Source organism: Streptomyces sp. LaPpAH-108 (assembly GCF_000373625.1).
Classification (GTDB): domain Bacteria; phylum Actinomycetota; class Actinomycetes; order Streptomycetales; family Streptomycetaceae; genus Streptomyces.
On sequence record NZ_KB891998.1, the window covers coordinates 274693 to 287995 of the forward strand.

The 13303-nt window shown below is 68.5% G+C and carries 13 protein-coding genes; 2 read left to right on the top strand and 11 right to left on the bottom strand.

Annotated elements, in window-relative coordinates:
• Positions 1-58 precede the first annotated feature (58 nt).
• The 4 genes from B079_RS0127970 to B079_RS0127985 all read right to left on the bottom strand — a co-directional run bounded on the left by B079_RS0127970 (position 59) and on the right by B079_RS0127985 (position 4307).
• A complete protein-coding gene (locus B079_RS0127970) occupies positions 59-439 on the bottom strand; it encodes an FKBP-type peptidyl-prolyl cis-trans isomerase (RefSeq protein WP_018549157.1) in 381 nt (126 codons plus the stop codon).
• Between the two features lie 91 nt (positions 440-530).
• On the bottom strand, positions 531-1532 hold the full coding sequence (locus B079_RS0127975; RefSeq protein ID WP_026249153.1) for an FKBP-type peptidyl-prolyl cis-trans isomerase: 1002 nt from the start codon (positions 1530-1532) through the stop codon (positions 531-533).
• A gap of 144 nt (positions 1533-1676) precedes the next feature.
• Positions 1677-3038 (bottom strand): Pup--protein ligase, encoded by a 1362-nt coding sequence (gene pafA, locus B079_RS0127980; RefSeq protein WP_026249154.1) that lies wholly within the window; start codon positions 3036-3038, stop codon positions 1677-1679.
• Positions 3039-3047: 9 nt separating this feature from the next.
• The gene (locus B079_RS0127985; protein WP_018549160.1) at positions 3048-4307 is read right to left on the bottom strand and encodes an MFS transporter; all 1260 of its coding nucleotides are present in this window, start codon (positions 4305-4307) and stop codon (positions 3048-3050) included.
• An 81-nt stretch (positions 4308-4388) separates the two neighbouring features.
• Here B079_RS0127985 and B079_RS0127990 point away from each other — a divergent pair, with 81 nt between their 5' ends.
• Positions 4389-5450 (top strand): LacI family DNA-binding transcriptional regulator, encoded by a 1062-nt coding sequence (locus B079_RS0127990; RefSeq protein WP_051095324.1) that lies wholly within the window; start codon positions 4389-4391, stop codon positions 5448-5450.
• A gap of 90 nt (positions 5451-5540) precedes the next feature.
• On the opposite strand, the gene prcA is transcribed toward B079_RS0127990, so the two are convergent.
• The 6 genes from prcA to arc form a co-directional block, all read right to left on the bottom strand.
• Positions 5541-6293 carry a proteasome subunit alpha gene (prcA, locus tag B079_RS0127995; RefSeq protein ID WP_018549162.1) on the bottom strand — a complete coding sequence of 251 codons (753 nt, stop codon included), beginning with the start codon at positions 6291-6293 and terminating at the stop codon, positions 5541-5543.
• A gap of 76 nt (positions 6294-6369) precedes the next feature.
• Positions 6370-7215 carry a proteasome subunit beta gene (gene prcB, locus B079_RS0128000; RefSeq protein WP_026249155.1) on the bottom strand — a complete coding sequence of 282 codons (846 nt, stop codon included), beginning with the start codon at positions 7213-7215 and terminating at the stop codon, positions 6370-6372.
• The gene (locus tag B079_RS34360; RefSeq protein ID WP_026249156.1) at positions 7167-7760 is read right to left on the bottom strand and encodes an endonuclease VII domain-containing protein; all 594 of its coding nucleotides are present in this window, start codon (positions 7758-7760) and stop codon (positions 7167-7169) included. Before B079_RS34360 ends, prcB begins: the two co-directional genes overlap by 49 nt.
• Positions 7761-7792: 32 nt before the next feature.
• Entirely contained in the window at positions 7793-8011 is a 219-nt protein-coding gene (locus B079_RS0128010; RefSeq protein WP_018549164.1) for a ubiquitin-like protein Pup, read from the bottom strand.
• Between the two features lie 167 nt (positions 8012-8178).
• Complete coding sequence (gene dop, locus B079_RS0128015; RefSeq protein ID WP_420705796.1) at positions 8179-9690, bottom strand: depupylase/deamidase Dop; 1512 nt, start codon at positions 9688-9690, stop codon at positions 8179-8181.
• A gap of 234 nt (positions 9691-9924) precedes the next feature.
• Positions 9925-11691 (bottom strand): proteasome ATPase, encoded by a 1767-nt coding sequence (arc, locus tag B079_RS0128020; protein WP_018549166.1) that lies wholly within the window; start codon positions 11689-11691, stop codon positions 9925-9927.
• A 531-nt stretch (positions 11692-12222) separates the two neighbouring features.
• On the opposite strand from arc, the gene B079_RS0128025 reads away from it, so the two are divergent.
• On the top strand, positions 12223-12525 hold the full coding sequence (locus tag B079_RS0128025) for a ferredoxin (RefSeq protein ID WP_018549167.1): 303 nt from the start codon (positions 12223-12225) through the stop codon (positions 12523-12525).
• Positions 12526-12618: 93 nt separating this feature from the next.
• On the opposite strand, the gene B079_RS0128030 is transcribed toward B079_RS0128025, so the two are convergent.
• Positions 12619-13203 (bottom strand): hypothetical protein, encoded by a 585-nt coding sequence (locus B079_RS0128030; protein WP_018549168.1) that lies wholly within the window; start codon positions 13201-13203, stop codon positions 12619-12621.
• Positions 13204-13303: the final 100 nt, after the last annotated feature.

Here is a 13303-nt window from a genome sequence, read left to right on the forward strand (position 1 = left end):
GAAGGGCCCATACGCCAGGTACGGGCCCTTCTCCGATCAGATCCGGTCGGTCACCGGGTCAGCGCTTGCCCACGCCCACCAGATCGCAGACGAAGATCAGCGTCTCGCCCGGGGCGATCCGGCCACCGGCGCCACGGTCGCCGTAGGCGAGGTCCGCCGGGATGATCAGCTGACGGCGCCCGCCGACCTTCATGCCCTGCACGCCCTTGTCCCAGCCCTGGATGACCTGGCCGACACCGAGCTGGAACTCCAGCGGCGTACCGCGGTTCCAGGAGGCGTCGAACTCCTCGCCGGTCGAGAAGGCGACACCCACGTAGTGGACCTTGACGAAGTCCTTCGCCTCGGCCACCTCGCCGTCGCCCTCCCAGATCTCCTTGATCTCGAGGTCCGCCGGCGGCTCGCCGCCCGGGAAGTCGATCTCCGGCTTGTCGATGTTCACGTCAAAAGCTCCTGCTTGTGTACGACACGTAACACGGACAGTCTTTCATTGCTCACGGCTTCACCCCCGCGCGCGGGGCCACCGGCACGCCCTACATCGCGGCGAGGATGTCCACCGTGAACACCAGCGTGGAACCCTTCTTGATGTCGCCGCCACCGGGCGGGTTGTCGCCGTAGGCCAGGTTCGGCGGCACCACGACGAGCACCCGGCTGCCGACCTTCTTGCCCGTGATCCCCTGCGCCAGACCCTTGACGACCTGCTCCATCTGCTCCACCGAGAACTGGCTCAGCCGCCCCGTGCCGTACGTCTGCTGGAACACCTTGCCGCTGTCCCACACCAGCCCCTGGAACTGGCACAGCACCGTCTGGTCCTTCTTGACCGGCTGCCCGTCCCCCTCCAGCACGTAGTTCGACACCAGCTCCTTGGGCGGCGCCGACTTCGGGACGGTCACCTTCGGCGCGGCACCGTCGGTGTTGGTGGCGACCTTCGGCAGCGCCGCGTCGTCCTGCGGGACCGCCTTGCCCTTCGACGAACTCTTGGAGTTGAAGGAGTCGATCACGTCGATCACGAACACCAGCGTGTCGGTGCCCTTGATGCCCGCCTGCGCGTTCCCCGACTCGCCGTACCCCCAGGTCGGCGGCACCGCGATCTCCACCCGGCTGCCGGTCTTCTTGCCCGTCAGCGCGTACCGCCAGCCGTCGATGATGCTGCCCTGCGCCAGCTGGATCACCAGCGGCTGCCGGTCGTAGGAGTTGTCGAAGACCTTGCCCGAGCTCCAGATCTGGCCCAGATAGTTCGCCTGGATGAAGTCGTTCTCCGCGACCGTACGACCGTTGCCCGCGATGACCGTGCGCACCGCCAGGTTCTTCGACGGATCGCCCTCGCCCTTGGCCACCGTCGGCTTCTGGCCGAACTCCTTGCCCCCCGTGATCGCCGGCAGCGGACCGTCCACGATCTTCGGCGGCGGCGCGGACGACGCCGACGGAGACGGTGACGCGCTCGCCTTGCTGGACTTCGAATCCCCGTCGCCGCACCCGGCGAGCGTGACCAGTCCTGCGGGAACGGCGGCAAGGAGCACTGAACGTCGGCGCACGGAGATGCCTCGTAATCGGTCGATCTTGCGGATTGGCGTGCGCGCAACTCTACGACGCGAGAAGGGCGCCGTACGGGAAACGTACGGCGCCCGTGTGGCGATCCGTCAGACACCCACGGAAAACCACCCTTCACGCGGACAGGACTACATCCCCGCGATCAGCTTCTCCACCCGGTCGTCCACCGAACGGAACGGGTCCTTGCACAACACGGTGCGCTGCGCCTGGTCGTTGAGCTTCAGATGCACCCAGTCCACCGTGAAGTCCCGGCGCTGCTCCTGCGCCCGCCGGATGAAGTCACCACGAAGGCGCGCCCGCGTCGTCTGCGGCGGCACCGACTTGCCCTCGAAGATCTTCAGGTCGTTGCAGATCCGCGCCGCCTGACCCTTCTTCTCCAGCAGGTAGTACAGCCCGCGACGACGGTGGATGTCGTGATACGCGAGGTCTATCTGCGCGACCCGCGGATGCGACATCGTCATGTTGTGCTTCTCGCGGTACCGCTCGATGAGCTTGTACTTCATCACCCAGTCGATCTCGGTACCGATCCGGTCCAGCTCCTCCGTCTCGATCGCGTCGAGCGTGCGGCCCCACAGCTCCAGGACCTGCGCCACCGTGCCCGTACGAATACCCCGGCGGTCACAGAAGTCGACCGCCTTGTCGAAGTACTCCCGCTGCACCTCCAGCGCGGAGGCCTCACGGCCGCTGGCCAGACGCACCTTGCGCCGCCCGGTGATGTCGTGGCTCACCTCGCGGATCGCCCGGATCGGGTTCTCCAGGGTGAGATCACGCATCACCGTGCCCGCCTCGATCATGCGCAGCACCAGGTCCGTGGCGCCCACCTTCAGCAGCATGGTCGTCTCGGACATGTTCGAGTCACCCACGATCACATGCAGCCGCCGGTACCGCTCGGCGTCCGCGTGCGGCTCGTCACGGGTGTTGATGATGGGCCGCGAACGCGTCGTCGCCGACGACACGCCCTCCCAGATGTGCTCCGCCCGCTGACTGACGCAGTACACCGCGCCCCGCGGCGTCTGGAGCACCTTGCCCGCGCCGCACAGCAACTGCCTCGTCACCAGGAACGGGATGAGAATGTCCGCGAGGCGGGAGAACTCACCGTGCCGGGCCACCAGATAGTTCTCGTGGCACCCGTACGAATTGCCCGCCGAGTCGGTGTTGTTCTTGAAAAGGTAGACGTCGCCCGCGATTCCCTCCTCGTGCAGGCGTCGTTCCGCGTCCACCAGGAGCCCTTCGAGAATGCGCTCACCGGCCTTGTCGTGAGTGACCAGCTCGGTCACATTGTCACACTCGGGTGTCGCGTATTCCGGATGTGAGCCCACGTCGAGATACAGCCGGGCGCCGTTTCGCAGAAAGACATTGCTGCTGCGACCCCATGACACGACACGGCGGAAGAGGTACCGCGCCACCTCGTCAGGAGACAGACGCCGCTGTCCCCTGAACGTGCACGTGACGCCGTACTCGTTCTCCAGCCCGAAAATGCGGCGGTCCATGCATGAACATTACGCCCGATCCCCTGAACTGAAACGGGGTTGGGCAGCACGATTCGGATCATTTTCCGAGGACACCACCACGACCCCGCCCACCGCCGGACCCGTCAGCACCCGCCCGGTCGCCAGCAGGACCAGCAACGACACGGCCCCCGCCGCACCCGGCAGCGCGAAACCCCACAGCGCCCCGCCCGCCTCCACCACCGGACCAGCCAGCCCCGTCCCCACCGACGCACCCACCACGAACGTCGTCACCAGCCACGAGAACGCCTCCGTGACCGTCCCCACCGGAGCATGCCGGTCCACGATCACGAACGCACACGCGATGCACGGCGCCAGGAACACCCCCGCCAGCACCGACAGCAGCACCATCGGCACCGGACCCGGCATCAACGTGAGCGGCACGTAACACACCGCCAGCAGCGCCACCAGCACCCGCAGCCGCCGCTCCGGAGCCCCCGCCCAGCGCCGCGCCCCGTACACCGTGCCGCCCACCAGCGCGCCCAGACCGACCCCCGCCATCATCCAGCCGTACACCGCGTCACCACCGTGCCCGTCCGCGTACGACACCGCCGCCACCGCGATCGACCCCATCGCGATCCCCACGAACAGGAACGCCGCCAGCAGCGCCAGCAGCCCCGGCGACCGCAGCGCACCCAGCCAGTGCGCCTCCCTCGGCTCCGAACGCCACTGCCGCGACGGCCGCGAGAGCACCACCGACAACGCCCCCAGCACCCCCACCGCGTTCAGCACCAGCAGCGCCGCCCGCTCCGACCACAGCGACACGCACAGCGTCACAAGGAGCGGACCCGCCGTGAACATGACCTCCTGGGCCACCGCGTCCAGCGCATACGCCGTGTGCACCTGATCCTCCCGGCGCAGCACCGACGGCCACAGCGCCCGCAGCCCGCCCTCCAGCGGCGGCGTGAACAGCCCCGAGGCCGCCACCAGGACGTACGCCAGCGGCAGCGGACCGATCCCCGCGAAGGCGAACCCCGCCATCGCCAGCGCCGAAAGCACCGCCGCCGGAAGCTGCACCCGGGGCTGCCCCAAGACATCCACCAGACGGCCCAGCAACGGCTGCCCCACCGCGTTCGCCACCCCGTACACCGCCGCCAGCGCCCCCGCCAGGCTGTACGAACCCCCCTCGGCCCGCACGAACAGCAGCAGCGCGATCGACGCCACCGCGTTGGGCAGCCGGCCCACCAGAGTGCCGGTCAGCAGCCTCACCGCGTGTTTCGCCCGCAGGATCTCCAGATACCCCGTCGCCATGTGCCGCCCTTCGCCCAAGCCCCTCCGGGCCGCCTCGACGCCTCCGAAGTGTTACGTATAACTAACGCATTCATACGTACCATGTGCGCTGTTCACCCGTCCACACGAAAGAGCAGGCCCACGGTGGCACGCAGCAGCAGCACGCGCCCGACCAGCCGTGACGTGGCCCAGGCCGCCGGAGTCTCCCAAGCCGCCGTCTCCCTCGTCCTCGGCGACAAATGGCGCGGCCGCGTCTCCGAGACCACCGCCGAACGCGTCCGCCAAGCCGCCCGCACCCTCGGCTACCGCCCCAACCTCGCCGCCCGCAACCTCCGCCTCGGCAGCACCCGCACCATCCTCCTCGTCGTCCCCGCCCTCACCACCGAATTCTTCGCAGGCGTCTACACCGGCGCCGCCCGCATCGCCGCCCGCCACGGCTTCGGCGTCGTCCTCTACCCCTCCCCCGAAGGCGTCGGACCGGCCCGCGACCCCTTCGCCTCCGCCGAAGCCGCCCTCGACGGCGTCATCGCCTCCTCCATGGCCGCCGACGCCCTCACCGCCATCCGCGGCGACCAACTCCCCCTCGTCATGCTCGACAGCGACCCCCACGGCAGCCTCGGCGCCGCCACCGTCAACCTCGACATCGCCGACGGCGTCCGCCAGGTCACCGAACACCTCCTCGCCCTCGGCCACCGCCACATCCTCCACCTCGCCGCCGACATCCCCTCCTGGACCTTCCGCGCCCGCGCCCGCGAACTCGCCGACCGCCTCACCACCGTCCCCGGCACCCGGCTGCGCACCACCACCGCCCCCATCACCATCGACGACGCCCGCGCCGCCACCGAAGCCGCCCTCACCACCCCCGGACCCCGGCCCACCGCCATCGTCTGCGACGACGACAAACTCGCCGCAGGCGCCTACAAGGCCCTGCGCCGCCTCGGACTGCGCGTCCCCGACGACATCTCCGTCACCGGCCTCGACGACCTCGCCCTCGCCACCGCCCTCGACCCCGAACTCACCACCGTCCGCCTCGACGCCGAACTCTTCGGCGAACGCGGCATGGAAGCCCTCCTGGCCGTCCTGGACGGCCGCGCACCCACGAACGGCGACATCCCCGTCCAGCTCGTCGTACGAGGCTCCACAGGCCCGGCACGGGACGCCTAAGGGCCACCAGGAGGCCACAGCCCGCTGCCCCGGACACGCTGAAGCCCCGGCCGGAGAACCGGCCGGGGCTTCACCAGAGCCACGGGAGGATCACTCCTCCTCGGAACCCTCCTCCTCAGAACTCTCCGCCTCCGTCGCCGCACCGTCCGCCGCCAGCAGACGATCCAGCTGACGGCCCACGATCCGCTTGAACTTCCGCTTCTGCGGGCGCGTACGGTCCAGCACCGCCACCTCGAGGCGCTCCGCCGGAATCTCCCGCTCACTGCCGTTCGTGTCCCGCGACAGCGCCTGCACCGCCAGCTTCAGCGCCTCCGCCAGCGTCATCCCGTCCCGGTGCCGCTGATCCAGGAACGTGCTGATCTGCTCCGCGTTGCCGCCCACCGCCACCGAGCCGTGCTCGTCCACGATGGAACCGTCGTGCGGCAGCCGGTAGATCTGGTCGCCGTCCGGCGTCTCCCCGACCTCCGCCACCACCAGCTCCACCTCGTACGGCTTCTCGGCCGCCGAGGAGAAGATCGTGCCCAGCGTCTGCGCGTACACGTTCGCCAGACCGCGCGCGGTCACATCGTCCCGGTCGTAGGTGTAACCCCGCAGGTCCGCGTACCGCACACCGCCGATACGCAGATTCTCGTACTCGTTGTACTTACCGGCGGCCGCGAAGCCGATCCGGTCGTAGATCTCGCTGAACTTGTGCAGCGCACGGGACGGGTTCTCACCGACGAAGACGATGCCGTCGGCGTACTGCATGACCACCAGGCTGCGACCGCGCGCGATGCCCTTGCGGGCGTACTCCGCGCGGTCCGCCATGGCCTGCTGGGGTGAGACATAGAACGGCGTCGACACCGGTTATCCGTCCCTTTCTGTCATGGTCACTGGATCACCTCGGCTTGAGAAGTCCGGCTGGGAAGTCAGGGCGCGCTCAGAGCAGCGCGGCCCGCGGGCCGTCCGGCTCCTCCAGGCGCCGCTGGAGCACCGCACGGGAGATCTCGGACGCCTCGTCCTCGGTCAGCCTGCGGAAGCCGTCCTCGGTGATCACGGTGATGATCGGGTAGATCCGGCGGGCGACGTCGGGACCACCGGTCGCCGAGTCGTCGTCGGCCGCGTCGTACAGCGCCTGGACGACCAGCGTGGTGGCCTGCTCCTCGGTCAGGTCGTCCCGGAACAGCTTCTTCATCGCACCCCGCGCGAACACCGAGCCGGAGCCCGTCGCCGCGAAGTTGTGCTCCTCGGAACGGCCGCCGGTGACGTCGTAGGAGAAGATGCGGCCCTTGTCGCGGTCCACGTCGTACCCCGCGAACAGGGGGACCACGGCCAGGCCCTGCATGGCCATGCCGAGGTTGGAACGGATCATGGTCGACAGGCGGTTCGCCTTGCCCTCCAGGGACAGCTGGGCGCCCTCGACCTTCTCGAAGTGCTCCAGCTCCAGCTGGAAGAGCTTCACCATCTCCACGGCGAGACCGGCGGTGCCGGCGATACCGACGGCCGAGTACTCGTCCGCCGGGAACACCTTCTCGATGTCCCGCTGCGCGATGACGTTCCCCATGGTGGCCCGCCGGTCACCGGCGAGCACGACGCCCCCGGGGAACGTCACGGCCACGATGGTCGTCCCATGCGGAGCCTCGATCACCCCCTGCGTGGGCGGCAACGTCCGCTTCCCGGGCAGCAGCTCGGGCTGGTGGTCGGACAAGAAGTCCATGAACGAGGACGACCCAGGCGTCAGGAAGGCAGCCGGTAGACGCCCGGTGCTACGAGTGTTGGCTTCCACGCGTTTCCTTCCACGTATTCGGCAGCCCGCCTTATGACATCGGGCCGATCCTTGAACTGCCCCAGTGCGGCATTGCAGCTGAAGCACAGTACGCCTCGGACCCTACCCGTCTCATGGCAGTGATCCACATGCGCCGGCGGAGCGGAAAGACAGATGCAGCAGACACCGCCTTGCGAGGCGATTAGTTCATCGCGCTCAGCCTCGGTGATTCCGTACTGGCGCTTCAGGTGCCCCTGCCGCCCCTGGACGACCCGGCATGACTTGCAGCGGGTCGACAGGCCGTCGGACGCAGTGGCGTTGCGATGCCACTCGCTGTGCGGCTTGATCTGACCACACGTCCGGCAGTACTTGTGCCCGTCCGGCACATCCACTCGAGGCCGAACGTTGCGCCCCTTGGCCACCTGACGTGCCTGGTGGTAAGCGGCCGAGCACTCCCTGCAGTAGGCCTGCAAGCCATCCCGCATCGCCTTGTTTCGTGCGAACGCTGCTCGCGGCTTGAGCTCCGCACACCGCGGGCAGCGTTTCACACCTTCTTCAATTGCCAACCCTGACGCCCCCCGAACCTTCGATCTAAAGGCTACTCGCCGCCTTTTTGAACGAAGCTCCGAACGAAATCCTCGGCATTAGCCTCGAGGACGTCATCAATCTCGTCGAGGACGTCGTCCACGTCGTCGCTCAGTTTTTCCTGGCGCTCCTTGAGGTCCTCGGAGCCCTGTGCGTCCTGTGTCTGCTCTTCGACTTCTTCGGTGGAGCGTGTGGCCTTCTGCTGGCCGCCGCCGGTGTCCTTGGTCGCCATAACCCTCACCCCGCTCAGTTCGCCGTTCGGTGATGATCAGACCCTACAAGCCGGGTCCGACATCGGCCCCGTAGTTCAGGGAACGTACGGGGGCCATCTCGATGATTCCCTGGCGCCGGGATTTCCACCCTGCGAAGAGAACCCAATCAATGCCCCAAGCTGGGGTTTCAATTGCCGGAGAGCACCCTGACCAGCTCGTCCGCCGTGCGGCAGCGGTCCAGCAGCTCCTTGACGTGATTTCGCGTTCCGCGAAGCGGTTCCAGGGTCGGCACCCGCTGGAGCGAGTCCCGGCCCGGCAGGTCGAAGATGACCGAGTCCCAGGAGGCCGCGGCGACGTCGTCCGCGTACTGCTCCAGGCAGCGCCCGCGGAAGTACGCCCGGGTGTCCTCCGGCGGCGCCGTACGCGCCCGCTCGACCTCGTCCTCGGTCAGGAGCCGCTTCATGCGTCCCCGGGCCGCCAGCCGGTTGTAGAGGCCCTTCTCGGGGCGTACGTCGGCGTACTGGAGGTCGACCAGGTGCAGCCGGGCGGCGTCCCAGTCGAGGTCGTCGCGACGGCGGTAGCCCTCCATCAGCTCCCGCTTGGCGACCCAGTCCAGCTCACCGGCCAGGCTCATCGGGTCGTTCTCCAGCCGGGTGAGCGTGTCCTCCCAGCGGGTGAGCACGTCCTTGGTCTGCTCGTCCGCGTCGGCGCCGTAGCGCTCCTCCACGTACTTGCGCGACAGCTCGAAGTACTCCATCTGCAGCTGGACCGCGGTGAGCGTGCGCCCGCTGCGCAGCGTGACGAGGTGCTTGAGGGAGGGGTCGTGCGAGACCTGGTGGAGGGTGCGGACGGGCTGGTCGACGGCGAGGTCCACCGCGATGAAGCCGTCCTCGATCATGGAGAGGACCAGCGCCGTGGTGCCGAGCTTGAGGTAGGTCGAGATCTCGGAGAGGTTGGCGTCGCCGATGATCACATGCAGTCGGCGGTACTTCTCCGCGTCCGCGTGGGGTTCGTCGCGGGTGTTGATGATGGGCCGCTTGAGGGTGGTCTCCAGGCCGACCTCGACCTCGAAGTAGTCGGCGCGCTGGCTGAGCTGGAAGCCGTGTTCGTGGCCGTCCTGGCCGATGCCGACGCGTCCGGCGCCCGCGAAGACCTGCCGGGAGACGAAGAAGGGCGTCAGGTGGCGCACGATGTCCGAGAAGGCGGTCTCCCGCTTCATCAGGTAGTTCTCGTGCGTGCCGTAGGAGGCGCCCTTGTTGTCGGTGTTGTTCTTGTAGAGGTGGATGGGCTGGGCGCCGGGCAGCGCGGCGGCCCGCTCGGCGGCCTCGGCCATGATGCGTTCGCCCGCCTTGTCCCAGAGGACGGCGTCGCGGGGGTTGGTGACCTCGGGGGCGCTGTACTCGGGGTGGGCGTGGTCGACGTAGAGGCGGGCGCCGTTGGTGAGGATGACGTTGGCGAGGCCGATGTCCTCGTCGGTGAGCTGGCTGGAGTCGGCGGCCTCCCGTGCGAGGTCGAAGCCGCGCGCGTCGCGCAGCGGGTTCTCCTCCTCGAAGTCCCAGCGGGCCCGGCGGGCCCGGTGCATCGCCGCCGCGTAGGCGTTGACGATCTGGGACGAGGTGAGCATGGCATTGGCGTTGGGGTGGCCGGGGACGGAGATGCCGTACTCCGTCTCGATGCCCATTACTCGCCGTACGGTCATGCGGCCCTCCTTGCCCGGCGGCACCCTCGGTGGTGGGCGCCGCTCGCGTACCGCTGGCGCTCCGGTGCGTGTGCGGTGCCCGTCCCCGCACTGCGCGACTCGGCGGTAGGAAAGAGCCTAGAACGCCTTTGCGCTGGTGTGGAGATCATTTGCGTCTTTGCCTGCTGCGGTGGCGGTCCGGAAAGCAGGCGGCTGCGGGTGCCCCGCCGGGGGCACCCGCAGCCGGCCGGCCTTTTACAGGTACTGACCGGTGTTCGCCACCGTGTCGATGGAGCGTCCGGTGTCCGCGCCCTGCTTTCCGGTGATGAGGGTGCGGATGTAGACGATCCGCTCGCCCTTCTTTCCGGAGATGCGGGCCCAGTCGTCCGGGTTGGTGGTGTTGGGCAGGTCCTCGTTCTCCTTGAACTCGTCCACGCAGGCCTGGAGGAGGTGGGAGACGCGGAGGCCCTTCTGGGTCTTTTCGAGGAAGTCCTTGATCGCCATCTTCTTGGCGCGGCCCACGATGTTCTCGATCATGGCGCCGGAATTGAAGTCCTTGAAGTACAGGACTTCCTTGTCGCCGTTGGCGTAGGTGACTTCCAGGAAGCGGTTTTCCTCGGATTCGGCGTACATCTGCTCGACCGCCGTCTGGATCATGCTCTGGACGGTGGTGGTCTTGTCGCCGCCGTGTTCGCCGAGGTCGTCGGCGTGCAGGGGGAGGCGTTCGGTGAGGTACTTGCCGAAGATGTCCTTGGCGGCCTCGGCGTCCGGGCGCTCGATCTTGATCTTCACGTCGAGTCGGCCGGGGCGCAGGATGGCGGGGTCGATCATGTCCTCGCGGTTGGAGGCGCCGATGACGACCACGTTCTGCAGGCCTTCCACGCCGTCGATCTCGGCGAGGAGCTGGGGGACGATGGTGTTCTCCACGTCCGAGCTGACGCCGGATCCCCGGGTGCGGAAGAGGGATTCCATCTCGTCGAAGAAGACGATGACGGGGGTGCCCTCGCTGGCCTTCTCGCGGGCTCGCTGGAAGACGAGCCGGATCTGGCGTTCGGTCTCGCCGACGTACTTGTTGAGGAGTTCGGGGCCCTTGATGTTGAGGAAGAAGCTCTTGCCTGCGGCCTGTCCGGTGACTTCGGCGACCTTCTTGGCCAGCGAGTTGGCGACGGCCTTGGCGATGAGTGTCTTGCCGCATCCGGGGGGTCCGTAGAGGAGGACTCCCTTGGGCGGGCGGAGTTCGTGCTCCTTGAACAGGTCGGGGTAGAGGTACGGCAGCTCGACCGCGTCGCGGATGGCCTCGATCTGGCCGCCGAGGCCGCCGATCTGCTCGTAGCCGATGTCGGGGACCTCTTCGAGGACGAGTTCTTCGACCTCGCTCTTGGGGACGATCTCGTAGACATAGCCGGAGCGGGGTTCGAGCAGGAGGGCGTCGCCGGGCCGGATGGTGATGCCCCGCAGGGGTTCGGCGAGCCGGACCACTCGTTCCTCGTCGGTGTGGCCCAGTACCAGGGCGCGTTCGCCGTCCTCGAGGATCTCCTTGAGGGTGACGATGTCGCCGACGCTCTCGAACTCCATGGCCTCGACCACGTTGAGAGCTTCGTTGAGCATCAGCTCCTGGCCGCGCCTGAGTTCGTCGAGTTCGACGCTGGGGCTCACGTTCACGCGGAGTTTGCGGCCGCCGGTGAAGATGTCGGCGGTGCCGTCCTCGTTGGCCTGGAGGAAGACTCCGAAGCCTGCGGGGGGCTGGGCGAGCCGGTCGACCTCTTCCTTGAGGGCCACGATCTGGTCGCGGGCCTCACGGAGTGTGTTGGCCAGGCGTTCGTTCTGTGCGGAGACGCCGGCCAGGTTGGTCTGCAGCTCGACGATCCGCTCCTCGAGAATCCTCGTGTGCCGCGGAGAGTCGGCGAGCTTGCGTCGCAGGACGGCGATCTCCTGCTCAAGGTAGGCGATCTGCCCGGCCGGGTCGTCGGACCCTCGTCCCGGGCGGATGCCGCGGTTCATGTCGTCGTCGTGGGCTGCCACGGTCCTCACCTCCTCCAAGGGGAGCTGGACGCTTCCAGACCCTACCTGGGTGGGTGTCGATTGAAACCCCTAGATCACAAAGACTGTCAAGGTGTGTCGTCGGTCACCCGCTGCGCTCCCTCTCGCACGGAGGGGATACCCACTCAACGTGATTCGGAAGCCGCTTGTTCCGTGCCGGGTGTGGTCAAGACCCTTCAGGAGTGGCTGGAGTTGTCCGGTGCGGGTCGTCCGGCCGGTTCCTGGGCAGGAGTACGAGAGTTCGTACGATGATCACACAGAGCGATGAGCGGGGTGACCGGGGTGAGGCGAGGGGGCTTCGGGGGCCACTGAGGGGCGGCTTGATTTCGCCGGTGCCCGGTGGCGCACGACCGCGCGCCGTACCTGCCGTGCGCGGGGGAGAAACCCCCGCACCCCGGCGCACAGGAGCAAAAAGCGGGCGGGAGGTAGGGTCGGGGTGTTCATGAGCGGCCGGGACCGACCGGGCCGGGGCGCGTGCCCGGACCGTCGCCCGGCGAACCGACGGCAGGAGAGGTGACCGTGCAGCAGGAGGCCCCGGGCGGCGAGGCGCTGGAGGTCTGGATCGACCAGGACCTGTGTACCGGCGACGGCATCTGCGCCCAGTACGCGCCGGAGGTGTTCGAGCTGGACATCGACGGGCTGGCCTATGTGAAGAGCGCCGACGACGAGCTGCTCCAGGAGGTGGGGGCCACCACGGGTGTGCCGCTGCCGCTGCTGACGGACGTGGTGGACTCGGCGAAGGAGTGTCCGGGCGCGTGCATCCATGTACGCCGCGTTTCGGACAAGGTCGAGGTGTACGGCCCCGACGCGGACTGAGCGGGGGCCGGACGGACCCGGTGAGGTGGGGCGCGCGTGCGTGCCGGTGGAGACCGGCGGCACGCGCGCGCGTGTATGCGCGTACGGGCGCGGTCAGACGCTGTGGGACGCCGTGGGCGTGGAGCGTATGAAGGCGTTGCCCTTCCACTGCCACTGGGCGGGCTTCTTCACGTCGGGGCAGCAGCTGGGCACGTCGTCGGAGGAGTAGCCGAGGAGTGTGGCGGTCACGGCACGCGCGCGTACGGCGAGGTCGGTGACGGTGAGCCGGTCCTTGGGGTCGACGAGGGTGGCGACGACGCGGGAGCCGGTGCCGTCGGAGTTCCGGGTGAGGACGTAGACGCCGTCGGGCGGGGTGCCCATGGCGGAGTCGCAGTGGACGACGGCGACGGTCTCGGGGTTGCCGTCTCCGTCGAGGTCGCCGGTGGCCTTCTTGGCGACCACGGACTTGACCGGGCCGCAGTCCAGCGGGAAGGCGATGCCCGCGGTGGTGGGTGGCGCGGCGGTGGTGCGGGCGGGCGCGGGGGTGCCGGTGGCGGGGGTCGCCTGGGCGGCGGTGGCCGGGCCGGGCTGCACGAGGGAGCACAGGGCGATCACCCCGGCGACCGCGGTGGCGGTGCCGGCCCAGTGGATGGGCTGGGGGTGGGCGTGGGCGAGCTCCGGGACGGCGGATTGCTGCACTAGGAGTGTCTCCTGTGAGGGCTGTGCCGAGGGGGTGGCCAGCATGGTGCCACAGGTCACTGTGCGGGGGGAACGGCGGGGTGGGGGCCGGTTTCCAGTG

Excerpts from the sequence above, each read along its gene's own strand:
- B079_RS0127985 (WP_018549160.1), bottom strand. The coding sequence starts at position 4,307 with ATGGCGACGGGGTATCTGGAGATCCTGCGGGCGAAACACGCGGTGAGG.
- B079_RS0127990 (WP_051095324.1), top strand. The coding sequence starts at position 4,389 with ATGTGCGCTGTTCACCCGTCCACACGAAAGAGCAGGCCCACGGTGGCA.
- B079_RS0128010 (WP_018549164.1), bottom strand. The coding sequence starts at position 8,011 with ATGGCGACCAAGGACACCGGCGGCGGCCAGCAGAAGGCCACACGCTCC.
- pafA (WP_026249154.1), bottom strand. The coding sequence starts at position 3,038 with ATGGACCGCCGCATTTTCGGGCTGGAGAACGAGTACGGCGTCACGTGC.
- dop (WP_420705796.1), bottom strand. The coding sequence starts at position 9,690 with ATGACCGTACGGCGAGTAATGGGCATCGAGACGGAGTACGGCATCTCC.